This is a genomic window from Streptomyces sp. 5K101, assembly GCF_046506645.1.
Lineage (GTDB): Bacteria > Actinomycetota > Actinomycetes > Streptomycetales > Streptomycetaceae > Streptomyces.
Genome location: NZ_JBKFFO010000012.1, coordinates 152,046 through 176,385 on the forward strand (window position 1 = coordinate 152,046; position 24,340 = coordinate 176,385).

Genomic DNA, 24,340 nt, shown 5'->3' on the forward strand with positions numbered 1-24,340 from the left:
GAGAGCAGGGACTGAATCATGCCCGCGCGGGCGGCCGACGGCAGCCGTCTTGCACAAGTGAACGAAATATTCCCTTGTGGACGTAATGCCACGAAGGCGGTGGTTCAGGGGGGATCTCCCGGGCTCGGGATCGGCGGCGGATCCGGTGTTGGACCGTACGGCGGTGTTCCGCTGCGTGCCGGGCGGCGGAGCGGTGACCCTGGGGGGATGGAGCGACGTTCCGACAGGGTGAAGGTCCGCCGGGTCTACGAGACGCCCGACGCGGACGACGGCGTGCGCGTGCTCGTCGACCGGCTCTGGCCACGTGGACTGGCGAAGACCGAGGCGCGCGTCGACGAATGGCCCAAGGCGGTCACACCGTCGACGGAACTGCGCCGCTGGTTCCACGGCCCGGACGGGACGTACGAGGAGTTCTGCAGGCGCTACGAGGACGAACTCGCCGAGCCCGAGGCGGCCGAGGCCCTGGAACGGCTCAGGGGCCTCGCGGCCGACGGACCGCTGACCCTGCTCACGGCGGCCAAGGATCCGGACGTCAGCCACGCGTCGGTGCTGCTGCGCCTGCTCCGCGGGCGCCGTTAGCCCGTATCCCGGCCCGCGCCGGGCGGCGCACCACCGCGCGCAGGGCGGCGCGACCGGATGCCGGGCAGTACGTGACGCGCCGGGCGGTGTGTCGCGGAGGCCGACCCGGACCGCACCCCGGCCCGTCTGGGGTGACCGCGACGCGCCCGGTGAACCCGTCACGTGCCGGGCGGTACGGCGCAGGCTGGGCCGGTACGGGCCGTGCCTTACGTGCCGGGGCGCGACGCCCGGTCCGCCGGACCACCGGTCAGGTGCGGGGCCTCGGCCGCCGGGTCCACCGGGCCCGTCAGGCCGTCCGCCAGCTTACGGGCCCACCGGGCCAGGCCCGGCACGTCGATCCCGTACGGTCCCCGGTACGGCGTGATCCGCTCCGCTCCGCGCAGCAGCAGCCGTGCGCCGCCCGTGGTGTTGCCGCGGGCGGCGTGGGTGAGGCCGACCGCCAGTTGGGCGAGCCCCCGCCACAGCTCCCGTTCGGCGTCGGGGCCGGACTTCCAGGCGTCCTCGAAGACCTCATGGGCGTGGAACGGCATACCCGCGTCCAGCAGCCTCTGCGCCTCGGCCACGGTCTCGGGGCCGGTGCGCCGCACGCCCTCGGGCTGCCGCTCCACCCCCGGGACGCCGTACGGGAGGGGCCGCCCGAGACCGTCGCGGGGCCGGGCGCTGCGGGCGCGGCCCTCGGCGTCGCGGTCGCGGCGGGACCCGGCACTGCGCTTCTCGTCCATGCCGCGATTGTCCCCCGCCCGAGGGCGACGCGGTCGGCTGCGGCACTCACCACCAGCTGCCGCCACTGCGGTGCCGAGGTCTCCCCCGGACGGCCTGCGCCTGACAGCGGTGCCACGGAAGACCGGTAGCGGACAAGGTCGGTTCTCGGTCGCGTGGGGGCGCTGTATCAATCCTGCAGATGTTCCCCAATGGCACACCTGTGCATGTCTGAGGTGTCCCCTCCGCCGCTTCGCCGCGCAATTCCGCATCCTTTGCCGTTGGCATGTGGCAGGAAAAGATCCAAGGGGAATGGTCCCGAGCAGCGACGGAGAGCGGCTGTACCCACCTGGCTCATATCTCCGATCAAACGTCAACACTCTTGTTTTCGGCCGAACTGGACGTCGGCCGGGAGCTGTCCCGGGTCAGCGGGGCGATGGGCGCCATGGTGCAGGCGCCACAACTCGGCGTCGCCAAGATTGTCCATTTCGGCGACGACGAGCAGAAGAAGACCTGGCTTCCGGCGATAGCCGCCGGTGCATGCCTGCCGACCATCGCCGTCACCGAGCCGGAGTCGGCGGGCACGTGCTCGGCATGAGCGCCACCGCCGTGCGCGACGGCGACGACTACGTCCTCAATGGCCGAAAAGTGTATGTGGGCAACAGCCATGTCGGGGCTCTCCACGGCGTGGTGGTCCGCACCGGCCCGGGCTCCCACGGGCTGACCGCCTTCCTCGTGGAGTCCGGGCGGCCGGGCTTCCGTATCGGCGAGCAGAAGCCCACGATGGGGCTGCACGGCTTCAGCTTCGGCGAGCTGTTCTTCGACAACTGCCGCATCCCCGCCGCGAACCGCCTCGGCGACGAGGGCGACGGACTGTCCGTCGCGTACTCCTCCAGCGTCCTGTACGGACGCGCCAATCTCACCGCCGTGTCCCTCGGCATCCACCCGGCGATCCTGGAGGACACCACACGCTTCTGCGAACAGCGCCACCGCTACGGCAAGCCCCTGCACGAACTGCCGTGCGTCCGGCTCAAGTTGGGCACGATGCAGGCGCGACTGATGACGTCACGGCTCGCCGCCTACCACGCGGTCCACCTCCTCGACGCGGGTCTGCCCTGCGACGCCGAGCTGATGAACGCCAAGCTGGTGAACGTGGAGTCGGCGATCGACTCGGCCCGCAACGCCATGGAGATCCACGCCGCTGCCGGGCTGTTCACCAACCGTCCCATCGAGCGCTACATGCGCGACGCGCTGCACATGTTCGCGCCCGCCGGCACCTCCGACGTACAGCTGCTCCGCCTGGCCGAGGTCGCGCTCGGCACGGCGAAGGGCCAGTGGTCGCAGCTGCTGTCGGACGCCGTACGGATGGCGCCCACCGGCTGAGCGTCCGGGAGGGGCCACGCGGGACACGGCCGTCCGGCGGCACGCCACCCCGGGGCGCCTGCGACGCACGCCCCGGGGCCGGCCTCAGATGCTCCCGTCCTCCCGCCGGTGGATCTGCTCGATCAGTTCCGCAGCAAGGGACTTGATCGTTTTGAGCCCCGCCCTGCCCCAGGGGCGCGGCTCGGTGTCCACCACGCAGATCGTGCCCAGGGCGATGCCCGTACGGTCGATCAGCGGCGCGCCCAGGTAGGAGCGGATGCCGATCTCGTCGACGACCGGATTGCCCGCGAAGCGCGGGTAGTCGCAGACGTCCTCCAGGACGAGCGCCTTGCGCCGTACGACCACATGCGGGCAGTAGCCGTGGTCGCGCGCCATGAACCGGCTGACCTCGCCGCCCGCCGCGGCCGTGCCGCTGTGCGTGCCGCCCGGCGTGTGCAGCCCGGCGAAGAACTGCCGGGTCTCGTCGATGAAGTTGACCATCGAGTACGGCGCACCGGTCACCTCCGCGAGCTTGTGGGCGAAGTCGTCGAAGGCGGGATCGGGCCGTTCCCCGAACCCGAGCTGGCGCAGGCGCTGCACCCGGACGGGTGCCTCGCGGTCGACCGGGGTCAGCAGCAGATGGCCGGTGGGGTCGTACGTCATGTCGGTGCTCCATGGCTCGGTGCCGGGGCGGGCTGGGTGGTGGTGAGCAGATGCTGGACGAGCGTGACCAGGGTCGCGTTGCCGGAGCCGGGGACCCGCGCGTCGCACAGCACGACCGGCACCTCCGGCTTCAGGTCGATGGCCGCCCGCACCTCGTCGGGTTCGTAGCGGTACGCGCCGTCGAACTCGTTGACGGCGACGACGAACCCGATGCCGCGCCGCTCGAAGAAGTCCACCGCGGAGAAGGACGCCTCCAGGCGGCGGGTGTCGGCGAGGACGACCGCTCCGAGCGCGCCCTCGGAGAGCTCGTCCCACATGAACCAGAAGCGCTCCTGGCCCGGTGTGCCGAAGAGGTAGAGCACGTGGCGGGCGTCCAGGGTGATCCGGCCGAAGTCCATGGCGACCGTGGTCGTGGTCTTGGCCTCGATGCCGTCCAGGCTGTCCGTCGCGGCACTGACCTGGGTGAGCAGCTCCTCCGTGCTGAGCGGGTCGATCTCGCTGACCGCTCCGACGAAGGTCGTCTTGCCCACTCCGAAGCCGCCCGCGACCAGGATCTTCAACGCGGCCGGGAACAGGCCGGCGGCTTCAGAGCCGTCGTCGTAGGCCATCGAGCACCGCCTCCAGGAGTGATCGGTCCGTGCGGGTGTCACATGGGCGCGGCGTCCGCGCGGTGACGGCGCCGCAGTCCACGAGGTCGGACAGGAGCACCTTGGTGACGACGGCCGGCAGTCTCAGGTGCGCGGAGATCTCGGCGACCGACGTCGGCCCGTGGCACAGTCCGAGCGCCATGCTGTGCTCGGGGCCGAGGTGGCCCTGCGGCTTGGATCCGGTGGCCATCACCAGACTGAGCAGATCCAGCGCCGCCGTCGGACGGGTGCGGCCGCCGCTGACCGTGTACGGACGGATCAGCCGGCCGGCCGCGTCGTCCAGCAGCGGCCCGTCCTTCGGCACGGACATGTCACTGCCCCGCAGTGCTCGTCGCTCCCGCGGCCGCTCTGGCCGGCGTGACCAGGTACGGCCGTACGCTCTTGACCAGCATCGCCATCTCGTACCCGAGCACGGCGGCATCCGCCTCGCGTCCGGCGAGTACGGCCAGACAGGTGCCGGAGCCGGCCGTGGAGACGAACAGCAGGGTGGAGTCGAGCTCCACGACCACCTGGCGCACCTCGCCGCCGTCGCCGAAGCGGGCGCCGGCGCTGCGGCCGAGCGAGTAGAGGCCGGAGGCGAGGGCGGCCATGTGGTCGGCGCTGTCGGTGTCCAGGCCGTGCACGGATTTGACCAGGCCGTCGGAGGAGAGCAGCACAGCGTTGCGGGTGTACGGCACTCGCTGTACGAGACCGCTGAGCAGCCAGTCGAGGTCCGAGACGTGGCCGGACGGCGCATCGCTCGCCATGGTGCATCTACTCCTTGGTGGTGGTGTCCTGGGGGTGCAGGGCGTGTCGTGCCGGGGCGGTCGGCGGCTGCGATGCAGCGAGGCCGATGCCGCGCTGAAAGGCGGCCATGAGTCCCGGGTCGTGCAGGGCCGGCTCGTCGTCCTTGCGAGGGGCGGGGGCATCGCGCAGCTGTGGCACCAGGTGCTCCTGGCTGCGGCGCTTGGGGAGTTGGGGGCGGCCCATGGTGTCGCGCACGGCGTGGGGGCGCAGCGGGTCGACGTCGGTGTCCCGGGGGTCCGCGGCCGGTTCCTGGGGGGACGGGGTGTGGTCGTATCCGGGCTGGGGGGCGGCCGGGTGGGGCCGCTCGTCGTGGTCGCCGCGTACGGGGAGGGGTTCGAGGCGGTCAGAGACGCGGACCGGCTCGCGCTGGGCGGGCAGCGGCTGCGGATGGGCCTGGGGATGCGGGGGCGGCTCGGACTGCAGGTACGGCTGCGCCCCGGGAATCGGGTGCGGCTCGGACCGCGGCAGCGGCTGCGTCCGGGGATGCGGGTGCGGCTCGGGCTGCGGCCGGGCGGGGGTGCCGGCGGTTCGCGGCTGAGCGGTCGCCGCCGACCGCGGCAGCTGGGGCGGTGCGGTGGCCGCGATGCGGGGCCCGGTGGAGGGCTGATGGCCCTCGTTCTGCGTGAGTCCGCCCGATTGGGCGCCCAGCAGGCCCTGCGGCAGGACGAGAACGGCCTGCACCCCGCCGTAGATGTTGGACTGGAGGCGTACGGCGATGCCGTGCCGGCGGGCCAGCGCGGAGACGACGAACAGGCCGATCCGCCCGTCCTGCAGCAGGTGCGCGACGTTGACCTGGTCGGGGTCGGTGAGCAGGGCGTTCATCTTGTCCTGCTCGCCGAGGGGCATGCCGAGGCCGCGGTCCTCCACCTCGACGGCGAGCCCGGCCGTGACGTGCTGGGCACGGAGCAGGACCTGGGTGTGCGGCGCGGAGAACAGGGTGGCGTTCTCGACGAGTTCGGCCAGGAGGTGGATTACGTCGGCGACCGCGTGCCCGCGCAGCGTGCCGTCGATCGGCGGCACCAGCTTGACCCGCGGATACTGCTCGACCTCGGCGATCGCGGACCGGAGCACCTCGGTCATGGTGACCGGGTTCGACCACTGACGGCGGGAGATGGCGCCGCCGAGGACGGCGAGATTCTCGGCGTGCCGGCGGATGCGGGTGGCGAGGTGGTCGACGTGGAACAAACCCTTGAGCAGCTCGGGGTCCTCGACCTCGTTCTCCAGCTCGTCGAGCAGCTGGATCTCGCGGTGGACGAGCGACTGGAGGCGCCGGGCGAGGTTGACGAAGACCTCGACCTTCTGCTCGTTGCCGACGCTGCTGGAGAGCCGGGACGCCTGGACGACCGCCGCGACGGCGGCGTCGTGCGAGCGCGTCAACTCCGCGGCCAGCAGGTCGAATTCGTCCGCCCCGTTCGGCGGGGGCGCGGGGCTGCGGCGGGGCGGGGGGCCTTCGCCGCGGCGCAGCCCGTCGAGGACGGTGCGCAGTTCGGCCTGTCCGCGCGCGGTGGTGCGGCGCAGTGTGGAGGCGCGTTCGAGCAGGGACTTGGCCGTGCGGTCGGCGCCCACGGCGGCCGCTGCCACGGCCGTCACCGCGAGTGCGGCCATGCCCAGGAGTACCACCCACAGCGTGAGGGTCGGTTCGGGGGACGCGGCACGCAGGGTGAACAGCACCGCTGCCGCGCCGCTGAGGGCGGCGACTGCGGTGGGCAGGACCGCGGTGCGCAGAAGTTGGGGTCTTATGCGGGTGTCCGGCGGGACGGGGGAGGTCTGCGACCGCCCCGGCGAGGACAGGGGGCGGGCGCTCGGCCGGCCGTGACGCCCGCCCTCTCGGCGGTCGGACCGCGCGGTGGGTGCGCGTAGTTGAGACATCTGCGTCCTTGGTACGTGGGTCCCCAGGAATCGGCGTTCTGCGGTTTGGGCGACGTCGGTGCGCGGCGGGCCGAGGGCACACGAAAGGAAACCCACCGTGGATCACCGGCGACACACGGTAGTCGCGGAGGGACGCGTACGGCGGGCAGTTGGAAAACTTGCCCGCCGTTGGTCCCGCTCTGGTATGAGGGCTCGTACGCCAGCCCGACATCGCGCCGAGGGAGTCGCGACCGCATTACGCACCGGGTGCGTGCAGGTCTCAGGGTGAGGTTCAGTCCGGCCGCGACGCGCGGCGGATCCGGACCTCCTCTCCGTCGTAGAGCAGGCCGGCGAGTGCGGCCTCGCCGGCGAACCGCAGGTCCAAGCCCGCCTCCCGTAGATCGACGCCCGCCTCCCGCAGGGCCCTGGCGAGGCGCCGCGGGAGGGTGCGCCGTTCACTGTCCTCGAGCTCCGCCGGACCGACGACGAGGACCGGCCGGACCTCGCCGGCTGCGCGGCCCGCAGCGGTTGACGCTTACCCCTACCCACGGGACACCGCCACCTACCGGACAGTCCGGCGTTCAGCTCCCGGAAGCGTTATTCCGCTTTCGGTCGATCGCGGTGACCGCGATTCCGGTGCGCACGGAGGGGAACCGGGCCATCCCTCGTGGATCGGTGCAGTCGACTACCACTGCGGCGATCGGTCCGGTGTTCCGGTGGATCGGACGGGGCTCCAGGACGCAGAACTCGTTGCCCTCCGGGTCGGCCATGACCGTCCAGGGGACGTCGCCCTGACCCACGTCGGCGAGCGTCGCGCCGAGATCCTTCAAGCGCGCAACCAACTCCGCCTGATGGGCAGTCGAGGTGGTGGCCAGGTCAAGGTGCACCCGGTTCTTCACCGTTTTGGGTTCCGGGCGGGCGACGATGTCTATGCAGACTGCCACGGGGTCGGGGTAGGCGAAGCCCACGGGTTCGAGGTTGGTCACACCGGGTCCCTCGCTGTCGACACCCCAACCGAGTGCCTACGCCCAGAACCGGCCGAGCGCGGAGTCGTCCTGGGCCTTCATGTTGATCTGCACGAGTCGTGTTGCCATGCCGCAGATCCTAGAAGCTCTGCCAGCCCAGGTCGCCGCGATGAGACATGTGCTCGACTACCGCTACGCACCGGGGTTGGACGCCCGTGTCGGCCAGAGCAGCGCCTGAGCGACGATGACCCTCTCACCATTGAAGGTGACGGCGGGGCCTTCGTGCAGCTCGTAGCCACGATCCATCGCTTCGCTCACACGCCGGCAGAACGTGGCGTCATCCGGCCCGGTCAAGACCCGGTAGATCGGCAATCCGTCAGGTGGTGTGCTCACGGGAAGAAGGATCCCAGAGGCACCCGCTCGCCGAGCCGGCGCGCCACTGTGACCTGAAGCAATCGCCGTCAGCCCCGCCTCGACGACGATCGCGTAGCCGACGGTTGTCGGCGGGAGTCCGGGACGCTCGGCGCAGCCCCGGAAGCTGTAGCGGGGCGGCGCGTCCTGCGGGGCGTGCAGTCTCATGCCCCGGCGCCTCACCCGCAACGGCCCCCGGGCCGACAGACGTCGAGGACGCCCAACCGGCCGCCCGGGTCAACGCCTCCGGGCCTCGATGAGGAAGCGCTGTGAGTGCGCCACGAAAGGGCCGTGGCGCTCGATGAAGTGGTGGAGCTCTGCCAGGCGCGTGCGGTACTCATTCACCGTGAAGCCCGGGACGATCCAGATGACCTTGCGAAGGAAGTGGACGACCGCCGCGATGTCGTGGAACTCCATCCGCAGTGCTTCCTGACGCACGGCCACAACGTCCAGACCCGCTGCTTCCGCGTTGGCCGCTGCTGCCATCGGACTCGCGCCCGCTGTGGTCGCCAGCGGAGGAAGAGACCAGTGAGTCTCATCCCGCTGTGGCCCCATCATGAAGTCGGTCAGTTCTCGTACGCTGCCCGAACCCACCTGCTGCGAAAGGTACGTGCCCTTCGGGCGCAGGACTCGGCGCACCTCGTCCCAGCGGGTGATCACCGGATGACGGCTGACCACGAGATCGAAGTGGTCCGAGGGGAACGGCAGGTCAGCCGTGTCGCCGACGTCAACGACGCTGCAGTTGCACGTGGCCAGATTACGCCGGGCGATCTCCACGTTCGGACGCCACGACTCCGTGGCTGCCAGGACCGGCGGCGCAACCGGCACCGAGGCCAGCACCTCACCCCCGCCGGTCTGGACGTCAAGTGCTGCCTCCGCCTTCGCCATCCGGTCCGCGAGCAGCTTCGCGTAACCCCAGGACGGACGCTGCTCGGTCGCGCGACCGGCGAACCAGGAAAAATCCCAGCCCTCCGTCGGGACGGCTTCTCCTTCGAAGACAAGATCGTCGAACCTGGACATGCGGCGAGGATGGCAGACGGCCGGGCAGCCCGCACCAGGATTTCGGCAGCGCAACGGCAGGACCGGCGACACCCGCCACGGCAGAGGCCGCGATCTCCTGGGCGTCGTGACCGGCGCCGGAGAGCAGGGAGATGTGGTCGAGGCCGTGGTCGTCGGCGGCCTGGTCTTCTGCACGCCCTCGTCGAAGGGGACGTAGGCGGTGTTGGCCATCCGCCGGGTGGTCAGCGACAGGCCCGGCCGGCTGCCCTCCAGATCGCGCAGGAATGCGGCGAGGGCCTGCTTCGGCGCGAGCCATCCGGGCGTCGTCGGGGTTGCGCAGGTCGACGGTCGTCTCCGCGCGGCCCGGGACGATGTTGGTCAGGTCCGGGTGGACGATCAGGTGGCCGACGGTGGCGCGCAGGTCGCCGTACTCGCCGGAGTCGACCAGCTCCCGCAGGTGGACGATGATCTGTGCCGCGGCGAGTCCGGCATCGGCGCGCAGGTGGGTGGGCGTGGTGCCGGCGTGCGCGGCGCGGCCTGGATGGTGATCTCCTGCAGGAGATGCCCTGGACACCGGTGACGACGCCGACGGGCACGTCGTGCTCGGCGAGGACGGGGCCCTGTTCGATGTAACGCTCGACGTAGGCGTGCGGCGGGGCCAGGCGTACGTCGGTGGGCCCATGAAGGCCGGTGCGGGCGAGTTCGCCGCCCAGGTGTGACCGTCACGGTCGCTCAGGGCGTGAGCGTACTCAAGGGTCAAGCGCCCGGCGGCGACGGTGCTCCACCTCCGCCTCGTCGAGGAGCAACACGCGGTGGGCCTTCCTGCCCGACCTCGTCTGGAGGGGACGACGTCCCGCCGTCCCCCTGCGACAACTCCCCCGAGGCCGGCGCGCACGCCGCGTCTTCACCGTCGTGCGCCGCGGCCGCAGCCGACACCCCGCCGTCCTGGCCTGCCGGGCCACCCTGCTCCGGGCGGCTTCCTTGCCGTCCGACAGGGCGTAGGGGCAGTCGCGACGTCCGCATCGCCGACCTCGTCGCACGGGCCGACGCCGGATCCTGACGGCTCGGACCGCAGGACGACCTCGGTCGTCTGAGTTGGCGCGGGTTGGACCGCGAGCGCACCCTGGGACCATGGAAGAGGTTGTCGCGTATGCCACCGCGGGCCGTGTCAGGCTCTGGGAGTTCACGATGTGTCCACCTCTGCTGACAGGCTCGGCAGTCCTCCTGCTGGTCGCCGGCCTCGCCTGAACATCGCTTTGACCCATGGCGCATGAGTCGTCTCCCGAGAATCTGGTCCGAGCGGCACGGGCCGTGGGCGTGACGGACGAGCGGCTGCTCGAGGCCGTCCGGGTCACCCCGCGGGCGGAGTTCGTCCCTGCCGCGCACGTGGCGTCCGCCTACTGGGACGCGCCCGTACCGCTGCCGCACGACCAGGTGACCACCCAGCCCTCGCTGGTCGCCATGATGGTGTCGGCGCTCGGCCTCACCGGAGGCGAACGCGTCCTGGAGGTCGGCACCGGCTACGGCTGGCAGACCGCGCTGCTGGCCCGCGTCGCCGCGTACGTGGTCAGCGTCGAACGCTGGCCGGATCTGGTCGAGGAGGCCCGCCGCCGGCTCGCCGGGCACGGCGTTGAGAACGCCGTGATCGTCCTCGGCGACGGGACCCTCGGCGTGCCGGCCCGTGCTCCGTATGACGGCATCATCGTCTGCGCGGCCTTCCCCGAGGTACCGGAGCCGCTGGTCACACAGCTGAGGACGGGTGGCCGGCTCGTCCAGCCCATCGGCCCGGGCGGACGCGAACGCGTCGAGCTCTACGAGCGGCGGGCCCACGGCCTGGTGCACCGCGCCACCGTCACGGCGGCCCACTTCGTCCGCTTGTACGGCGCCCATGGCTACGATCAGCGCTGATGCGTCCCGACCAGCTCTCTGCGGGGTCTCCCGTCCAAGGCTCCCAGCGCACAGGTGCGCCCGTCGGACGGTAGTCGCTCCAGTATCCGTACGACGATGGCAAGTCGTCCCTTTCCGGGCATACGCCCAGCGCCGGCACCTCGACTCCAGAAAGGGCCCCTCTCCATGCCCCTCGAACTGCCCGACGACATACGCCGCAGCGTCACCCAGGCCACCGCCGTCACCGCGCCCGGCATCACCGCGCGCTGTGGGCACTGTGTGCAGGAGGCCGGGACGTGCAGGGCGCGGGGCTGGTCCCTGATCACGGGTGGGCGCTGATGCCGCTGGATTCCGTGCACAGGGTGTACCTGCGTCAGTCGCGGTGGCAGCGGGAGCACGTGGGCGAGGGCTGGTTGTGGAAGCCGTCCTGGATCCCGTTCGCCTCGTGGTCGGTGACCGATGCCAGTGCCGGTCTGTTCGTCGACGCCGAGACGGGCGAGGTCGGCCAGTGGGACGACACTGCTGTGCGGACCATGGGGGACAAGTCGCTGACGGTGCTGCTGGAGGAGATCGCCGACACGCTGGAGCACCCGCAGCTTGCGGTCGGCTACCGGTCCGGTCTGATCGGCGACCGTCTGGTGTGAGGTCCGCCGCTCGCCGTGGACGAGGCCGCGCTGTGGCGGCCGTTCACGGGCTGAAACGAGAGAAGGGGCGGACAGGCTGCTGCCTGTCCGCCCCTTCTTGCTGTCTACCGTCAGCCGCTGCTCACACCTTGCGCCAGGTGCAGGTCACCGCCAGGCCGGAGCAGTGGTTGAACCCCGGGGTGTCGATGAAGAACCCGTCCCCGTCGGTCAGCCGCCACAGGCTGGGTTGGAGCTTGTGGAACGCGCCCTGGTTCTGCGACGAGTCGATCGCCGCACGTCCGCACCGCTCCGTCCCGGTCGGGCCGTTGGTCGCGACCCGGGTGTCCGCGAGCAGACCGAACGACGTCGACCCGTCACCGACCCCGTTGAACACCCAGTCGGTGTAGAGCTGGGCGCACTGGTTGCCGCTGGTGACCTGGTTGACCCCGCCCGGGAACCCGCCGCGCTCGTGCGTGGACGCCGGCGCGTACTCGTCACAGTCGGTGGTGCCGACGATGCTGTCGGCAGGATGCTTGGTCCACGTGCTGGGGCAGACGACCTTGCGGCTGTCGTCGGACGACCAGGCCGCGCCCGTGGAGGGTTCTTCACGGGGGTGTCCGGACCCAGGTAGTGCACCAGGCTGTCCCAAAGCGGACTCCTCGATCGGCGGATCATCCCCCGCGAACGGGGCCTCCCTTGTCGCGGCTGATGACGTACGGGCCGGTGGCGGTGGGGAGGTCGGTGGACGTTTTCCTGGTACAGGTCGCGACGGCGTTCCGCCCTTGAGGCGGCGCGGCGTCCGCCGCAGCGGCAACGACGCCTACCTCGCGCAGCTGCCGGCCGGCACCCTCCTCGACCTCGTCCGCGATCCCGGCAATGAGGCTGACCCGAACGCCATCCAGGGGCTCGCAGCGGCACGTTTGTCCACGCCTCCGCGCAACGGGACCAGCAGCACGAGGTAATGGGCGGGTCAGTAGCCAGGTCTCGGTGACCAGTCCTTTGACCAAGCTCGTTCCCGCCCGACGTCATCGCTCACCCGCGAGGTCCAGTGGCAATTGATGGCCATGACGGAGTCAGGAACGGTTTCGCCGGCCGGGAAGGTGACGGGCCCGAGGCTGTTCCCTGTCAACGAGGCCCGCCCGGCTGGGCGCCGGTCTGGTAGACGTCGGGGATGCCGTCGGCGTCCACGTCTCGGCTCTCCTCTTCCCACAGCCGCTTGTAGACGCGGTTGCGGCGGCGCAGGAGTACGGCGGCGAGGACGGCGGCGGTGAGGGAGCCGAGGAGTACGGCGGCCTTGACGTGTTCGGTCTGGGCCGGGTCGGTGAAGGACAGTTCGCCGAGCAGCAGGGCGACGGTGAAACCGATACCGGCGAGGACCGCGATGCCGAAGACATCAGCCCATTCGAGTTCCGGATTGAGTCTCGCGCGGGTGAAGCGCACGGCGGCGTAGGTGCCGAGGAAGACACCCAGGATCTTGCCCGCGACCAGACCGACGAACACCGCGAGAGGCTCGGGCTGCGTGAAGACCTTCGCCAGCGCGTCGCCGGAGAGGCCGACCCCCGCGGCGAAGAGCGCGAAGAGGGGGACGGCGACGCCCGCGGAGAAGGGGTGCACGAGATGGGAGACCCGCGCCCCCGGGGATCGCTCCTCGCCGCTGTCGCGGGTGGTACGCAGGATCAGGCCCATGGCCACGCCGGCGACGGTCGCGTGGACACCGGAGTTGTACATCAGCACCCAGATCGCGATGCCGAGCGGCACGTACCACCACCAGCCCCGGACGCGGAAGCGCTGGAGGGCGTAGAAGAGGCCGAGGCCGGCGAACGCCCCGCCGAGCGCCCAGAAGTCGAGGTCGCTGGTGAAGAAGATCGCGATGATGAGGATGGCGCCGAGGTCGTCGACGACCGCGAGGGTGAGCAGGAACGCCCGCAGGGCGGCGGGCAGATGCGTGCTGATGACGGCCAGGACGGCGAGCGCGAAGGCGATGTCGGTGGCCATCGGAACCGCCCAGCCGTCGAGACTGCCGCCGCCCGCCGAGGCGGCGAGGAGGCAGAGGGCGGCGGGTACGGCCATGCCGCACAGGGCAGCGACCACGGGCAGCGCAGCGGTCGCGGGGGTGCGCAGTTCTCCGACGACGAGTTCGCGTTTCAGCTCGATGCCGGCGACCAGGAAGAACACGGCCAGGAGCCCGTCCGCCGTCCAATGGCCGACCGAGAGATCGAGGCCCAGGGCGGGTATGCCGAAGTGGAAGTCACGCAGAGACTCGTAGGCGGCGCTCCACGGACTGTTCGCCCAGACGAGCGCGACGATCGCGGCGGCGAGCAGGACGAGACCGCCCACGGTCTCGGTGCGCAGCGACTCGGCGATCGCCTGGCGCTCGGGCCAGGGAAGCAGTCCGAAGACGGTCTTGCGGGGGCGGGCCTGGGTCATGGGGGAGCAACCCTCCGGGGCATGTCGACAGGTGTGCGCACAGGCCCCTCGGACGCCGACCAGACTTCCCGGCACACCGGCATCGTTTCGTTGATGCGCTCTTTACACCCTTATCGGGCGGTCGGGAGTCTCACCAGGCGTCTCTCACCTGCTGGAACAGGGTGAAGGACCCTGTCCTCACCAAGGCGCGAGGTGGGGACGGGGTCCTTCGGGAGCCGGGCCGTGGGGGACGGTCAGACGGTGGTCTTCACCGGCTCCTGGTCGGTGTCCTCGTCCGTGTCGAGGCCGGCGTCACGCCGCTTCACGAAGGCGAGGAAGGAGTTGAGCTCCCGCTTGACGACGGGGGCGAGGAGGTACAGGCCGATGATGTTGATGACCGCGAGCATGAAGAGCACCGCGTCGGCCATGTCGATCAGGGTCTGGAGGGTGAGCAGGGAGCCCGCGACCGCGAAGAGGGTGTAGAAGACCTTGAACGCCAGCTCGCTGGCACGGCTGCGGCCGAACAGGTGCGTCCAGGCCTTCATGCAGTAGTAGCCCCAGGTCAGCACCGTGGAGATCGCGAACAGCATCACCGCGATGGTGAGGATGTACGGGAACCAGGGCAGCACCGTGGCGAAGGCGTCGGAGGTGATCGTGACGCCGCCGATGGACTCGCCCGCGCGGGCCTCAACCCAGCTGGCCGGGTTGGCGATGACGATGGTCAGCGCGGTCATCGTGCAAATGACCACGGTGTCGATGAACGGCTCCAGCAGGGCGACCAGGCCCTCGCTCGCGGGGTGCTTCGTCTTCACCGCGGAGTGGGCGATCGGCGCGGAGCCGAGACCGGCCTCGTTGGAGAACGCGGCCCGCTTGAAGCCGATGATCAGCGCGCCGAGCACACCACCGGCGACACCCTGCGGGTTGAACGCGCCCTCGATGATCGAGGAGATCGCGGAGGGAACGGCGGTGACGTTGACAGCGATGACGACGAGGCACGCGGCGATGTAGATGCCGGCCATGGCGGGGACGAGCTTGCTGGTGACGTTGGCGATGGAGCGGATGCCGCCGAGGAGGACGATGCCGACGAGGGCGGCGATGAGGATGCCGAAGAAGAGCGCGCCGGCGGATCCGCCCATCAGGCCGTTCTCGCCGCCGGTGACGGCAACCAGCTGGGCGTAGGACTGGTTGACCTGGAAGAGGTTGCCGCCGAAGAGGCCGAAGAACAGGACGAAGAAGGAGGCGAGGATCGCGAGGACCTTGCCGAGGGTCTTGCCGTTCTTGCCGAAGCGGTCGGCCAGGCCCTTGGGCAGGTAGTGCATCGGGCCGCCGGAGACGGTGCCGTCGGCGTGCACCTCGCGGTACTTCACGCCGAGCGTGACCTCGACGAACTTGGTCGCCATGCCGAGCAGGCCGCAGAGGATCATCCAGAACGTCGCACCGGGGCCACCGATGGAGACCGCGACCGCCACACCCGCGATGTTGCCGAGGCCGACCGTGCCGGAGACGGCCGCCGTCAGAGCCTGGAAGTGGTTGACCTCGCCGGCCGACCCCTTCTCGTCGTACTTGCCCCGGACCACGTCGACGGCGAGCTTGAACTTGCGGATCTGGACGAGCCCGAACCAGGCGCTGAAGACCAGACCGGCGACGACCAGCCAGGCGACGATGAGGGGAAGCTGGGTGCCGCCGACGGGCACGGAGTAGAAGACGACCTCGCCCAGCCACGTAGCTATGGGCTCGAAGAATCCGCTGACTGCCTTGTCGACGGACTGGGTGATGGAGTCAAGTGACACGGTGGGGACCTCAGTGGCGCAGGACCGGCGCGCGGGAGGCTGCGCCGGTATGGGAGTGCGGGCTTTGAGCGAACGCCGTTGTCCGTTCGGCGACCAGGTATGTCGACGGTCCGCGGACTCGGACCATGTTCACGTAGGGTCGTGCTGCCAGGGCGTGCCAGCAGGCTCCGGAGGCGGCGAGGGGTGGTGCCACCTGCGGAGTTGCGCATTCCTACCACGAGACCCGGCTCGTACCATGTGATGCGGACCACATCACGGAAGGTGATCTTCCAAAAGTCCAGCATCCGTGATGCGACCGTTATCCGGACAGCAATGTCCGTTCACTGTGCACTTATCCCCGCAGGTCAGGAGCTTGCACGAAAATTGGTCCTGTTGTTCGCGATGCTGACCGCCTCGTCAGCCGCCACGGCAGAGCACCAGACCCAAGTCTGCGTCCAGAAGGCCCTGCCGGGCCGGCCGAGGAGTCGCGCTCCGATGACGGCGGCCTGGTGACGCATCCGGAGTCGAAGAACGCGGTCAGCGTGTCGGGGAGCGGTTCCGGTGCCTGCGTTCTCTTGGAATGGCCCGGCCGCCATCCGGCGAGGACCGCGGGCCGGGGGCCAGGAGGAGGACGGTGCCGCCTGCGGTCGCCGCCGGCGCCGTGCACAGCAGCAGCGTGGGCGGGGTCCGCCGCCACAGGGGCAGCTCGGTCATCCGCCACACGCGCAGCACCCCACGACCGACGGCGCATCAAGACGTCGGCGGGTTCGACGCCCGCCCTTGAGAGAGTGGGGTCGGTGCCCTGCCTGGCCATGGTGGGCTCAGCCGACACGTTCCTGCCTCCGGCCCTGCTCGGCCGCGCCGTGGAACGCCGGCTCGGCATCCCCCTGCACGTGGTCGAGGGTGCGGGGCATCTCCTCCCGGAGGCCCCTGACCGTATGGCCGCCCTGGTGGCCGGATTCCTGCCGTCCGTACGACCGCGGCATTAAGAGCGCGTAAACGTTGCCGAACTCCGGCAGTGAACACCTGCGCGACTCCGTGGAACCATCAGTTCAGCGACGGAAGAAGGCGCATGGGAGGGGTGACGCGCATGGGCTGGTTTCTTGGTCTCGGCATCGCAGGTCTCGTGCTTCTGGTCCTGTCCCTCGTGTTCGACGGGGTGTTGGAGGGGCTCCTCGACGGTATCGGCGGGGGGCTGGACGGGTTTCTGTCGTTGCCGGTGATCGCCGGGTTCGTGTCGGCTCTCGGTTTCACGGGGGCGATCGTGCTCGGGGCCGCCGGTACGGGGGCGGGGGTCGCCACCGTTGCGGGCGTGGTCGCGGGGGTCGCCGCGGCCTGGCTGACATGGAAGTTCAGCCGGGCACTGATGCGCGACGGGGCCGCGCCCGCACCGCGGGGCGAAGACCTGACCGGGACGAGCGGCTCGGTGGTGACGGCGATCCCGGCGGGCCGCTACGGCGAGGTGCTGCTGTACCTCGCGGGTCAGCCGGTGAAGTGCGCGGCGAAGGCCGCGGTCCCCCTCGCGCGCGGCACCGAGGTGTGGGTCGAGTCCGTGCTCTCTCCGACGTCGGTCGTCGTCCGTCCGGTCGATCGCTGACGCCACGTCGCCACCGTAGTCGGCGTAACCCCCATACCCGTGACAACCGCCATCTTCCGTCCTTCCTGTTCCGTTCTGATCGAAGGGGGTTCCCTCATGAGCCCTGTGCTCTTCTCCGTGCTGGGCATCGTCGTCCTGCTCGTGCTGCTCGGTCTTGTCGTCATCACGCGCTACAAGGTCGCGGGACCGAGCGAGGCGTTCATCATCACCGGCCGACGGGGCAAGAGGACCACGGATCCGGCGACCGGCCGCGTCTTCACCGACAACAGCGGGCAGAAGGTCGTGGTCGGCGGCGGGGTCTTCGTCGTGCCGTTCGTGCAGCAGAAGTTCAGCCTCGACCTGTCCAGCCGCCACATCCCGGTCGCCGTGCGCGGCGCCGTCACCCTGCGGGGTGTGAAGGCCAACCTGGAGGGCGTCGCGATCGTCAAGGTCGGCGGGACGGAGGACTCCATCCGGGCCGCCGCCCAGCGGTTCCTGATGCAGCAGGACGGCATCGTCGGCTTCACCCAGGAGGTCCTGTCCGGCGCGCTGCGGTCGATCGTGGGCCGGATGTCGGTCGAGGACATCATCCGCGACCGGGCCGCGTTCGCCGGGCAAGTCGCCGAGGAGGCCGAGGCCAGCCTGTCCGGGCAGGGCCTGGTGCTCGACGCCTTCCAGATCCAGGACATCACCACCGAGGGCTCCTACCTGGAGGACCTCGGCCGGCCCGAGGCCGCCCGCGCCAAGCAGGAGGCCGACATCGCCGAGGCGGAGGCCCGGCGGGCCGCCGAGCAGGCCCGGCTGAAGGCCGAGGAGGAAATCGCCGTCGCCCAGCGGACCCTCTACCTGAAGCAGGCCGAGATCAAGGCTCAGACCGACGAGGCCGCCGCCCAGGCCAACGCCGCCGGTCCGCTCGCCGAGGCCGCCCGTCGGCAGGACATCCTCACCGAGCAGGAGAAGGTCGCCGCCCGCCAGGCCGCCCTGACGGACCGGCAGCTCGACACTCAGGTCCGCAAGCCCGCCGACGCCGCCCGCTACCAGGCCGAGCAGGAGGCCGAGGCCCGCCGCATCGCCCTGGTGAAGGAAGCCGAGGCCGCCGCCGAGCGCGCCCGGCTGACCGGTGAGGGCGAGAAGGCCCAGCGCGCCGCCCTCGCCGAGGCCGTACGCATCGAGGGCGAGGCCCAGGCCGCCGCCCTCGGGGCGAAGGGTTCCGCCGAGGCAGAGGCGATGCGGAAGAAGGCAGACGCCTTCGCCCAGTACGGCGACGCCGCCGTACTCCAGATGCTCGTCGAGGTCCTGCCCCAGGTCGTCGCCAAGGCGTCCGAACCGCTCGCCGCCGTCGACAAGATGACCGTCATCTCCACGGACGGAGCAAGCCAGTTGACTCGTACGGTGACCGACAATGTCACGCAGGGCATGGAACTCCTCTCCTCCGCCACCGGAGTCGACCTCGCCGCACTCCTCCAGGGCATCACACGGAAGAGGCCGGAGACGCCGAGTGCGCAGGCCGAGATCACCGACTGAGACACCGGTCCGGCGGGGAGACGGCATGCGCAAGAGCTTCAAGGTGCACGCGCGGCTGCCCTTGGCCCTGGGAACAGCGGCGCTGTGTGCGTCCGCCTACTCCGCCGTCCCCCGCCTTTCCCCCTTCGCCGGTGAAGGAATCCTCCTCGGTGTCGGCCTCGCCATGCTCTTCCCGCTACAACGGTCCCCCGACTCCGTCGGCGGACATGAAGATCGAGGCCGTGGCGTGCCATCCAGCGCGCGCACCACACGGTCGCGCTCATCGCTCGGCAGACAAGTCAGCAGGCGCACAACCTGGCTGAGGTCATCCTCGCTCACCGTCACCGCTCGCCCGCAAGATCGAGATCGTCGCTGCGCGGCTCGGCACCGACCTCGGTAGGTCGGGGGAGGCGCCACGGATAGGCGATCTGATGGGACACGGCCCGCCACCACGGCTCCTCCGGCAGCTTCACCGCGGGCTCGAACGGCTCGCCGGGACGCGGGAGCGCCGCCGCCTGGTCGGCCTCCTCGGCCGCGTCCTTCGTCCACTCCCCCGGCTCCGCCCACGGGTGGGGCGCCAGGTTGAACGTGCCCCAGTGGATCGGCAGCATCACTCCGGACGGCGTGCCGCCCTGGAGGTCGAGGTGGGCCTGCATGCCCTCGGCCGGCGTCATGTGGATGTCGGGGTTGAAGTCCGAGTGCACCAACTGATCAGCATCAACGGTCTCGGCCACCAGCGGCGCGCACCGAACGCCGAGCTCCACCAGCGCCCGCTGCTCCGCCTCCGACAGCACCGCAGCCACGTTCCCCCGGGCCACAGTGGCCTCGACGAAAGCCACCAGATCGTCATGATGCTCCGGCGGCGTGGCGTCAGGCCGCAGAGCACCGTCGGAGAAGAAGCCGGGGCGGCCGAACCGCACCGAGTGGATCGCCACCAGGACCTCGGCCACCGCCTCGGCCAACTGCGGACCGTCCTCGTCCGCCGCGCCGGCGAACACCGACGTCAACGGCACCCCGGAGGCGAAACGCGTCAGTATGAACGGCTCGCCCAGCAGATCCCCGCCGTCATCGGCGTACACAACCTCCGGGACCGGAACCCGGTCCGCAACCAATCGCATCAGCGCCGCCTCCACGGCACACGTATTCCTTCTCGGATACCGCCGCAGGACGAACGACGTCCCCCTGTCGGTGCGCAGCAGCACGTTGTCGCTGCTGAAGCCGCCCGACAGCCGCCGCTCTTCCACGACCAGCGCGCCCCCCAGTACCTGCGTGCGCAGAACATCGAGGATGTCGGGGTCCAGAGAAGCGCCAGGGGCATCAGCCATAGGCACGAGCCTGCCTCACATGCACCTGCAACCCCAAACAACACGCTGGCCCGCCTACCGCGTCCCCGGCACCGCCCGCTCTGCTGGCCGGACGGAGGTCAAAGGGCAAGTAGGGTGTGGGATCCGTCGACTTCGGGGACGCGAAACAGATGTCCCGCACCAGCGTCGCATTCTCCCCCACCACTGCGATCTGAAGACCTGGTGTCTGCCCCCGCTCCCTCACCGTCCGCTGACGTCCGCGACTTTCCCAAGCCACGGCCGGTGCTGCGCCCAGGGACTCGACAGCGAACGGAAGGCATGCTGAGCGATTGGCGAGTGCTGCCAGAGGCAACTGTCCCCCCTTGACCGTGACGTACGTACACTCGGTGCTCAAGTCGGCACTGGAGCACGCCGTCCGCCAGGATGAACTGCCCCGCAACGTCGCCCGTAACGTCAAAGCCGCCACGTCCCCAACAGCGGCTGGCTGACCAGAGTGAAGCTGCCGCCCTACGCGCCCGACCTCAACCCCGTCGAAGGCGTATGGGCCCGCCTGAAAAAGTCCCTGGCCAACCTCGCACCCCGCGCGATCGAAGACCTCACCCCGCTCGTGCAGAACCGCTTACGAGGCATCCAACGCCGCCCCCGAAGTACTCGACGGCTTCATCGCCGGGACCGGAATGGGGGCTGGAGTCCCCGTAACTCCGTTCACCCCACCCTTTCAACCTCAGCGTCAAACGCCCAGGAGCCCCCGCCGATTACCGACTCGGCGGGGGCCCCGATCTGCGCCCAAGCGAACGCAGAAATCCTCGGCAATTTCCTCTTCGACGCGCCGGGAACGTTGGCGCTTACGACAGGTTGTGCCAAGCGTGGCTACAAGTCCCTCGGCACTCCGTTTCTCTTCGTCGCGTGTCAGCCACAGCGAACGTGGACAAGAGGACGCGAAAGGACTTCACGTACTCGCCAGGGGGCAGATTTATGATCTTCCCCATCTGTTCGAGAATCGGCTCTCGAACAATCAATACTGCCGGGGTCATTGTCGGCTTGACGCCTGATCGCGGTAGCCCCTCACGCGCGTCATTCACCGTTGCATGGGCCTGCATCGCGTAGCGAACAACCTCGTGCAGTACCGCTCCCTGCTCAACGTGCTCCAGCGAAGAGAACCAGGCCACAGCGTCCTCCAAGCTGCGGAGCCCTTGAGCAACCTCGTTGATGATCCGCTCTGATGCTCGCAAGTGCTCACCTGCTCCGGGGCTCGAAAACAACGTACGGCCTGCCTCTGTCCAGCTCGGCATAGTCTGGGCGGTTCGGATTGTAGTTCTGCCAGAAGTCTCTACCGCGCCCACTCCCTTCACCGTCACCTGTCCCTCTCGGCAGGGAGTTCTTAACGCTGTGACGAGTTCTGGACGGACCGGAGAGGATGTAATCCCAGTCCGATGTCGGGTTGGGTGTTCCGTTCGCACGGCTCCCGACCACAATGATTGGCTGCCCGGCTTTATCAGCGGCATTCTGAATTCGCTTGGCAGCATTCGGGCTGATACCGGCTTCCGATGCCGTTCTAAGGCCAGGGCCACACCACCCACTGGAATTGTGAACCAGAACCGGAGTCTCGCCCGCCAGCACATAGTACGTGTGCTCGCCGAGTGGGCGTCACCTGCATTTTCGCTGGTCAGCGAATTCCGGCCTGCCCGTGGGCGTGCGTGGAAGTGCCGGGTTGTGCGCCTGTGTTGCCGTCGGCATTGCCGTCAGACGGCTACGCGCGTGAGGGCGGTGGAGTGGGCTTTGGCCGGTGTCCTGCCCGGGTTGGGGTCGGGCATGGCCAGGGGGCCGTACGCTAGCCCGGCAACTCGGGCAGGCTTCGTACTGCCCGGAATTTGAACGAGTGGCCCCCTGGCCTTGCCCGACGCGGGCCCCGGCCCGGGGAGGTGGGTAAAGCCCACGGAACCGACCGGCCCCACCCCCGGGCCGACGCCCCGGCCAACTCCCCGCCGTCGCCTCGCCGTCGGCCTGGCGTTCGCCGTGCTGGCGCGTCCGGCTTTCTCCGCGCTTCCGTTCGTCCGCTGCGCTGTCTTTGCGCGGCCTGGTCGCTGGCCGGCCCGCGGTGGCGGAGCCGAGAGCGGGCCGGGTGGGGGGTCTGTCAATCGAGCGGCTCTGTTCCGTAGTCGGTGGTGACGGCAGGTGACGGGCGTCGTTGAAGTTGTATGCGAGATGTCAACTCCCTTGTGGCAACGGTGTTTTCAGGGCTCTCGGCGCTGGTCATCGAGGATGTGGCCGACGACGGCGACGTGATCCGGGTCTTGGCCCGGACCCGGGGTGTTCCCTTTCCCTGCCCGATTTGCGGGGTCCCGACGGGGAAGGTGCACGGATACCACGTCCGGACCGTTGCGGATGTGCCGGTCGATGGCCGCCGGGTCGTGGTCAACGTCCGGGTACGACGTCTGGTCTGCCCGGTCCTGGGCTGTCGGCGGCAGACCTTCCGCGAGCAAGTCCCTGGGCTGATCGAGCGCCTTCAGCGCCGCACCACGCGTTTGACCAGCCAGGTCTCGGGGGTGGCCAAGGAGTTATGCGGCCGGGCAGCCGCCCGGCTCACCCGGCTACTGGCCGTGCCCGTATCGTTCGCCACCGCCCTGCGGGTGCTGCGGGGAATCCCCCCGCCGACGCTGCGGATCCCGAGGGTGATCGGGGTCGATGACTTCGCCCTGCGCCGCCGTCACCGCTACGCCACGATCATCATCGATGCCGAGACCGGGGAACGCGTCGATGTCCTGCCCGACCGCGAAGCCGCCACATTGGAGACATGGCTGCGCGGGAAGAAGGGGATCGAAGTCGTGTGCCGGGACGGCTCGGCCACCTACGCCGAGGCGATCCGCCGGGCCCTGCCCGACGCGGTGCAAATCAGCGACCGCTGGCATCTGTGGCGGAACCTGTGCGACAAAGTCCTGGCCGAGGTCCGCGCCCACGCCCCCTGCTGGGCCACCGTCAACCCGCCCCGGCCCGGCGGCGTCCGCGAGCAGACCACCCGCGAGCGCTGGCACAAAATCCACACCCTCCTCGACTCCGGCGTCGGCCTGCTCGACTGCTCCCGCAGACTGAACCTCGCCCTGAATACCGTCAAGCGCTACGCCCGCATCCCCGAACCGCCTGCGGATCGCATCGCCCCCCGCTACCGGCCCACCCTGGTCGACCCCTATCGCGACCACCTGCGCCGGCGCCGGTCCCACAACCCGGCTGTTCCCGTCACGCACCTCCTGCACGAGATCAGGGAACTGGGCTATACCGGCAGTGCCAACCTGCTGGTCCGCTACCTCAATCAGGGCCGCGCCGAAGGCGACCGCCCCGTGACACCCCCCCGCCGCCTCGCCCGGCTCCTGCTCACCCACCCCGAGCACCTGTGGACCAGGGACACCGACCTGCTCGGCCTCCTCACCGCGGCGTGCCCCGAGATGACCGCACTCGCCCGACTCCCCGGCGAGTTCGCCGCGCTCCTGACCCCGGCCCAGGCCAACGACGACAAGCTCAGCCAGTGGATCGCCACAGTCCGCACCGCTGGCCTGCCCCACCTGCACAGCTTCTGCAACGGCCTCGAACTCGACCGCGCCGCCGTGAACGCCGGCCTCACCCTGCCTCACCACAACGGCCGGACAGAGGGCGTCAATACCCGAACCAAAAAGATCATGCGGCAGATGCACGGCCGAGCAGGATTCGACCTCCTCCGTCACCGCATCCTCCTGCAATAAGGAGAACGCACCGTCACCACCGACTACGGAACAGAGCCAATCGAGCGGTGTAACCAGAGTGGTTGGGGTTACTGGCGAGCGGCGGAGAGGCGGCCGTCGAAGGTGATGTCGAAGGCGTTCAGGGCGGTCTTCCAGCGCATGGTCCAGCGGGCCTGGCCCTTGCCTGTGGGGTCGAGCGACATGATGGCCAAGATGTTCCACCAGTCCGGCGGCTGCTGCGACGGCAGCGCTCCGATGTGCTACCCGCGCGGCGAGTTCCGCGTCGGCGGCTCGGACGTGCTCCTCGGCCACGTCGCCGGTGCCACCCCCTTCTGGATGAGCGCCGACCAGTACGCGTACTGGAAGCACACCCACCTCACCGTCGACGTGGTGCCCGGCCGGGGCAGCGGCTTCTCGCTGGAGGCCCCGGAGGGCGTACGGTTCCTGCTGCGCTCCCGAGTACTCACCGACGAGGAGTGGCAGCGCGTGGAGACGGAGCCACCGCTCCCGACGGGGGCCGAGGTGACCGGGTGACCCGGCGAGTCGGCGCGCCGGGTCTCAGACAGCCACCGCGTCGGCGCAGGCGGTGGTGAAAGCGGG

Annotated in this window: 23 protein-coding genes and 5 pseudogenes; 13 read left to right on the forward strand and 15 right to left on the reverse strand. The window is 70.0% G+C overall.

Annotated features, from left to right (window positions below; genetic code table 11):
- Positions 1–207: 207 nt before the first annotated feature.
- Positions 208–579: a DUF488 domain-containing protein gene (locus tag ACLB9X_RS23370; protein WP_410362332.1), complete on the forward strand. Its 372-nt coding sequence runs from the start codon at positions 208–210 to the stop codon at positions 577–579.
- A 206-nt stretch (positions 580–785) separates the two neighbouring features.
- On the opposite strand, the gene ACLB9X_RS23375 is transcribed toward ACLB9X_RS23370, so the two are convergent.
- Positions 786–1,301: a DUF309 domain-containing protein gene (locus tag ACLB9X_RS23375; protein ID WP_410362333.1), complete on the reverse strand. Its 516-nt coding sequence runs from the start codon at positions 1,299–1,301 to the stop codon at positions 786–788.
- Positions 1,302–1,690: 389 nt separating this feature from the next.
- On the opposite strand from ACLB9X_RS23375, the pseudogene ACLB9X_RS23380 reads away from it, so the two are divergent.
- A pseudogene (locus ACLB9X_RS23380) lies at positions 1,691–2,661 on the forward strand (acyl-CoA dehydrogenase family protein); the annotation flags it as partial.
- Between the two features lie 84 nt (positions 2,662–2,745).
- Here the strand turns inward: ACLB9X_RS23380 and ACLB9X_RS23385 are convergent.
- From ACLB9X_RS23385 to ACLB9X_RS23420, 8 genes and pseudogenes are all read right to left on the reverse strand, one after another.
- Positions 2,746–3,303 carry a GAF domain-containing protein gene (locus ACLB9X_RS23385; protein ID WP_410362334.1) on the reverse strand — a complete coding sequence of 186 codons (558 nt, stop codon included), beginning with the start codon at positions 3,301–3,303 and terminating at the stop codon, positions 2,746–2,748.
- Complete coding sequence (locus ACLB9X_RS23390; RefSeq protein ID WP_410362335.1) at positions 3,300–3,911, reverse strand: GTP-binding protein; 612 nt, start codon at positions 3,909–3,911, stop codon at positions 3,300–3,302. Before ACLB9X_RS23390 ends, ACLB9X_RS23385 begins: the two co-directional genes overlap by 4 nt.
- A complete protein-coding gene (locus ACLB9X_RS23395; RefSeq protein WP_410362336.1) occupies positions 3,889–4,260 on the reverse strand; it encodes a DUF742 domain-containing protein in 372 nt (123 codons plus the stop codon). The genes ACLB9X_RS23390 and ACLB9X_RS23395 overlap by 23 nt, the downstream gene beginning before the upstream one ends.
- A gap of 1 nt (position 4,261) precedes the next feature.
- The gene (locus ACLB9X_RS23400) at positions 4,262–4,696 is read right to left on the reverse strand and encodes a roadblock/LC7 domain-containing protein (protein ID WP_410362337.1); all 435 of its coding nucleotides are present in this window, start codon (positions 4,694–4,696) and stop codon (positions 4,262–4,264) included.
- 7 nt (positions 4,697–4,703) lie between these two features.
- Positions 4,704–6,605 (reverse strand): ATP-binding protein, encoded by a 1,902-nt coding sequence (locus tag ACLB9X_RS23405; protein WP_410362338.1) that lies wholly within the window; start codon positions 6,603–6,605, stop codon positions 4,704–4,706.
- Positions 6,606–7,234: 629 nt separating this feature from the next.
- Positions 7,235–7,678 (reverse strand): annotated as a pseudogene (locus tag ACLB9X_RS23410) (VOC family protein); the annotation flags it as partial.
- A 63-nt stretch (positions 7,679–7,741) separates the two neighbouring features.
- The gene (locus ACLB9X_RS23415) at positions 7,742–7,942 is read right to left on the reverse strand and encodes a DUF1737 domain-containing protein (RefSeq protein ID WP_410362339.1); all 201 of its coding nucleotides are present in this window, start codon (positions 7,940–7,942) and stop codon (positions 7,742–7,744) included.
- 255 nt (positions 7,943–8,197) lie between these two features.
- Positions 8,198–8,980: a methyltransferase domain-containing protein gene (locus ACLB9X_RS23420; RefSeq protein WP_410362418.1), complete on the reverse strand. Its 783-nt coding sequence runs from the start codon at positions 8,978–8,980 to the stop codon at positions 8,198–8,200.
- A gap of 199 nt (positions 8,981–9,179) precedes the next feature.
- On the opposite strand from ACLB9X_RS23420, the gene ACLB9X_RS23425 reads away from it, so the two are divergent.
- From ACLB9X_RS23425 to ACLB9X_RS23440, 4 genes are all read left to right on the forward strand, one after another.
- Entirely contained in the window at positions 9,180–9,539 is a 360-nt protein-coding gene (locus ACLB9X_RS23425; RefSeq protein ID WP_410362340.1) for a hypothetical protein, read from the forward strand.
- A gap of 683 nt (positions 9,540–10,222) precedes the next feature.
- On the forward strand, positions 10,223–10,867 hold the full coding sequence (locus ACLB9X_RS23430; RefSeq protein ID WP_410362341.1) for a protein-L-isoaspartate(D-aspartate) O-methyltransferase: 645 nt from the start codon (positions 10,223–10,225) through the stop codon (positions 10,865–10,867).
- Positions 10,868–11,032: 165 nt separating this feature from the next.
- Positions 11,033–11,185, forward strand: coding sequence for a hypothetical protein (locus ACLB9X_RS23435; protein WP_410362342.1), 153 nt, complete (start codon positions 11,033–11,035; stop codon positions 11,183–11,185).
- Complete coding sequence (locus ACLB9X_RS23440) at positions 11,185–11,490, forward strand: hypothetical protein (RefSeq protein WP_410362343.1); 306 nt, start codon at positions 11,185–11,187, stop codon at positions 11,488–11,490. The genes ACLB9X_RS23435 and ACLB9X_RS23440 overlap by 1 nt, the downstream gene beginning before the upstream one ends.
- A gap of 121 nt (positions 11,491–11,611) precedes the next feature.
- Here the strand turns inward: ACLB9X_RS23440 and ACLB9X_RS23445 are convergent, their stop codons facing one another.
- The 3 genes from ACLB9X_RS23445 to ACLB9X_RS23455 all read right to left on the reverse strand — a co-directional run bounded on the left by ACLB9X_RS23445 (position 11,612) and on the right by ACLB9X_RS23455 (position 15,665).
- Positions 11,612–12,118 (reverse strand): hypothetical protein, encoded by a 507-nt coding sequence (locus tag ACLB9X_RS23445; protein ID WP_410362344.1) that lies wholly within the window; start codon positions 12,116–12,118, stop codon positions 11,612–11,614.
- A 476-nt stretch (positions 12,119–12,594) separates the two neighbouring features.
- Positions 12,595–13,896: a Na+/H+ antiporter NhaA gene (nhaA, locus tag ACLB9X_RS23450; RefSeq protein WP_410362345.1), complete on the reverse strand. Its 1,302-nt coding sequence runs from the start codon at positions 13,894–13,896 to the stop codon at positions 12,595–12,597.
- A 233-nt stretch (positions 13,897–14,129) separates the two neighbouring features.
- The gene (locus tag ACLB9X_RS23455; RefSeq protein ID WP_410362346.1) at positions 14,130–15,665 is read right to left on the reverse strand and encodes an alanine/glycine:cation symporter family protein; all 1,536 of its coding nucleotides are present in this window, start codon (positions 15,663–15,665) and stop codon (positions 14,130–14,132) included.
- Between the two features lie 791 nt (positions 15,666–16,456).
- Here ACLB9X_RS23455 and ACLB9X_RS23460 point away from each other — a divergent pair.
- The 3 genes from ACLB9X_RS23460 to ACLB9X_RS23470 all read left to right on the forward strand — a co-directional run bounded on the left by ACLB9X_RS23460 (position 16,457) and on the right by ACLB9X_RS23470 (position 18,744).
- The gene (locus tag ACLB9X_RS23460; protein WP_410362347.1) at positions 16,457–16,633 is read left to right on the forward strand and encodes an alpha/beta fold hydrolase; all 177 of its coding nucleotides are present in this window, start codon (positions 16,457–16,459) and stop codon (positions 16,631–16,633) included.
- A gap of 101 nt (positions 16,634–16,734) precedes the next feature.
- The gene (locus ACLB9X_RS23465) at positions 16,735–17,241 is read left to right on the forward strand and encodes a hypothetical protein (protein ID WP_410362349.1); all 507 of its coding nucleotides are present in this window, start codon (positions 16,735–16,737) and stop codon (positions 17,239–17,241) included.
- Between the two features lie 96 nt (positions 17,242–17,337).
- Positions 17,338–18,744 carry a flotillin family protein gene (locus tag ACLB9X_RS23470; RefSeq protein ID WP_410362350.1) on the forward strand — a complete coding sequence of 469 codons (1,407 nt, stop codon included), beginning with the start codon at positions 17,338–17,340 and terminating at the stop codon, positions 18,742–18,744.
- Between the two features lie 320 nt (positions 18,745–19,064).
- Here ACLB9X_RS23470 and ACLB9X_RS23475 read toward each other — a convergent pair whose 3' ends face one another.
- Entirely contained in the window at positions 19,065–20,048 is a 984-nt protein-coding gene (locus tag ACLB9X_RS23475; protein ID WP_410362351.1) for a phosphotransferase, read from the reverse strand.
- Between the two features lie 259 nt (positions 20,049–20,307).
- Here ACLB9X_RS23475 and ACLB9X_RS23480 point away from each other — a divergent pair.
- Together ACLB9X_RS23480 and ACLB9X_RS23485 are read left to right on the forward strand one after the other, a co-directional pair.
- A pseudogene (locus ACLB9X_RS23480) lies at positions 20,308–20,494 on the forward strand (site-specific integrase); the annotation flags it as partial.
- A 26-nt stretch (positions 20,495–20,520) separates the two neighbouring features.
- A complete protein-coding gene (locus ACLB9X_RS23485) occupies positions 20,521–21,006 on the forward strand; it encodes a transposase (protein WP_410362352.1) in 486 nt (161 codons plus the stop codon).
- Here ACLB9X_RS23485 and ACLB9X_RS23490 read toward each other — a convergent pair.
- Together ACLB9X_RS23490 and ACLB9X_RS23495 are read right to left on the reverse strand one after the other, a co-directional pair.
- Positions 20,894–21,319: pseudogene (locus tag ACLB9X_RS23490) on the reverse strand (DUF5958 family protein); the annotation flags it as partial. The gene ACLB9X_RS23485 and the pseudogene ACLB9X_RS23490 sit on opposite strands and share 113 nt — an antisense overlap.
- A pseudogene (locus tag ACLB9X_RS23495) lies at positions 21,264–21,659 on the reverse strand (hypothetical protein); the annotation flags it as partial. The pseudogenes ACLB9X_RS23495 and ACLB9X_RS23490, both read right to left, overlap by 56 nt.
- A 596-nt stretch (positions 21,660–22,255) precedes the next feature.
- On the opposite strand from ACLB9X_RS23495, the gene ACLB9X_RS23500 reads away from it, so the two are divergent.
- The gene (locus tag ACLB9X_RS23500; protein WP_410362419.1) at positions 22,256–23,761 is read left to right on the forward strand and encodes an ISL3 family transposase; all 1,506 of its coding nucleotides are present in this window, start codon (positions 22,256–22,258) and stop codon (positions 23,759–23,761) included.
- Positions 23,762–23,899: 138 nt separating this feature from the next.
- Complete coding sequence (locus tag ACLB9X_RS23505) at positions 23,900–24,274, forward strand: DUF779 domain-containing protein (RefSeq protein ID WP_410362353.1); 375 nt, start codon at positions 23,900–23,902, stop codon at positions 24,272–24,274.
- Positions 24,275–24,340: the final 66 nt, after the last annotated feature.

Bases quoted from the DNA above. Each gene is read 5' to 3' on its own strand.
- ACLB9X_RS23370 (WP_410362332.1), top strand. From the start codon at position 208: ATGGAGCGACGTTCCGACAGGGTGAAGGTCCGCCGGGTCTACGAGACG.
- ACLB9X_RS23375 (WP_410362333.1), bottom strand. From the start codon at position 1,301: ATGGACGAGAAGCGCAGTGCCGGGTCCCGCCGCGACCGCGACGCCGAG.
- ACLB9X_RS23385 (WP_410362334.1), bottom strand. From the start codon at position 3,303: ATGACGTACGACCCCACCGGCCATCTGCTGCTGACCCCGGTCGACCGC.
- ACLB9X_RS23390 (WP_410362335.1), bottom strand. From the start codon at position 3,911: ATGGCCTACGACGACGGCTCTGAAGCCGCCGGCCTGTTCCCGGCCGCG.
- ACLB9X_RS23395 (WP_410362336.1), bottom strand. From the start codon at position 4,260: ATGTCCGTGCCGAAGGACGGGCCGCTGCTGGACGACGCGGCCGGCCGG.
- ACLB9X_RS23400 (WP_410362337.1), bottom strand. From the start codon at position 4,696: ATGGCGAGCGATGCGCCGTCCGGCCACGTCTCGGACCTCGACTGGCTG.
- ACLB9X_RS23405 (WP_410362338.1), bottom strand. From the start codon at position 6,605: ATGTCTCAACTACGCGCACCCACCGCGCGGTCCGACCGCCGAGAGGGC.
- ACLB9X_RS23420 (WP_410362418.1), bottom strand. From the start codon at position 8,980: ATGTCCAGGTTCGACGATCTTGTCTTCGAAGGAGAAGCCGTCCCGACG.
- ACLB9X_RS23430 (WP_410362341.1), top strand. From the start codon at position 10,223: ATGGCGCATGAGTCGTCTCCCGAGAATCTGGTCCGAGCGGCACGGGCC.
- ACLB9X_RS23435 (WP_410362342.1), top strand. From the start codon at position 11,033: ATGCCCCTCGAACTGCCCGACGACATACGCCGCAGCGTCACCCAGGCC.
- ACLB9X_RS23440 (WP_410362343.1), top strand. From the start codon at position 11,185: ATGCCGCTGGATTCCGTGCACAGGGTGTACCTGCGTCAGTCGCGGTGG.
- nhaA (WP_410362345.1), bottom strand. From the start codon at position 13,896: ATGACCCAGGCCCGCCCCCGCAAGACCGTCTTCGGACTGCTTCCCTGG.
- ACLB9X_RS23460 (WP_410362347.1), top strand. From the start codon at position 16,457: ATGGTGGGCTCAGCCGACACGTTCCTGCCTCCGGCCCTGCTCGGCCGC.
- ACLB9X_RS23465 (WP_410362349.1), top strand. From the start codon at position 16,735: ATGGGCTGGTTTCTTGGTCTCGGCATCGCAGGTCTCGTGCTTCTGGTC.
- ACLB9X_RS23470 (WP_410362350.1), top strand. From the start codon at position 17,338: ATGAGCCCTGTGCTCTTCTCCGTGCTGGGCATCGTCGTCCTGCTCGTG.
- ACLB9X_RS23475 (WP_410362351.1), bottom strand. From the start codon at position 20,048: ATGGCTGATGCCCCTGGCGCTTCTCTGGACCCCGACATCCTCGATGTT.
- ACLB9X_RS23505 (WP_410362353.1), top strand. From the start codon at position 23,900: ATGGTCCAGCGGGCCTGGCCCTTGCCTGTGGGGTCGAGCGACATGATG.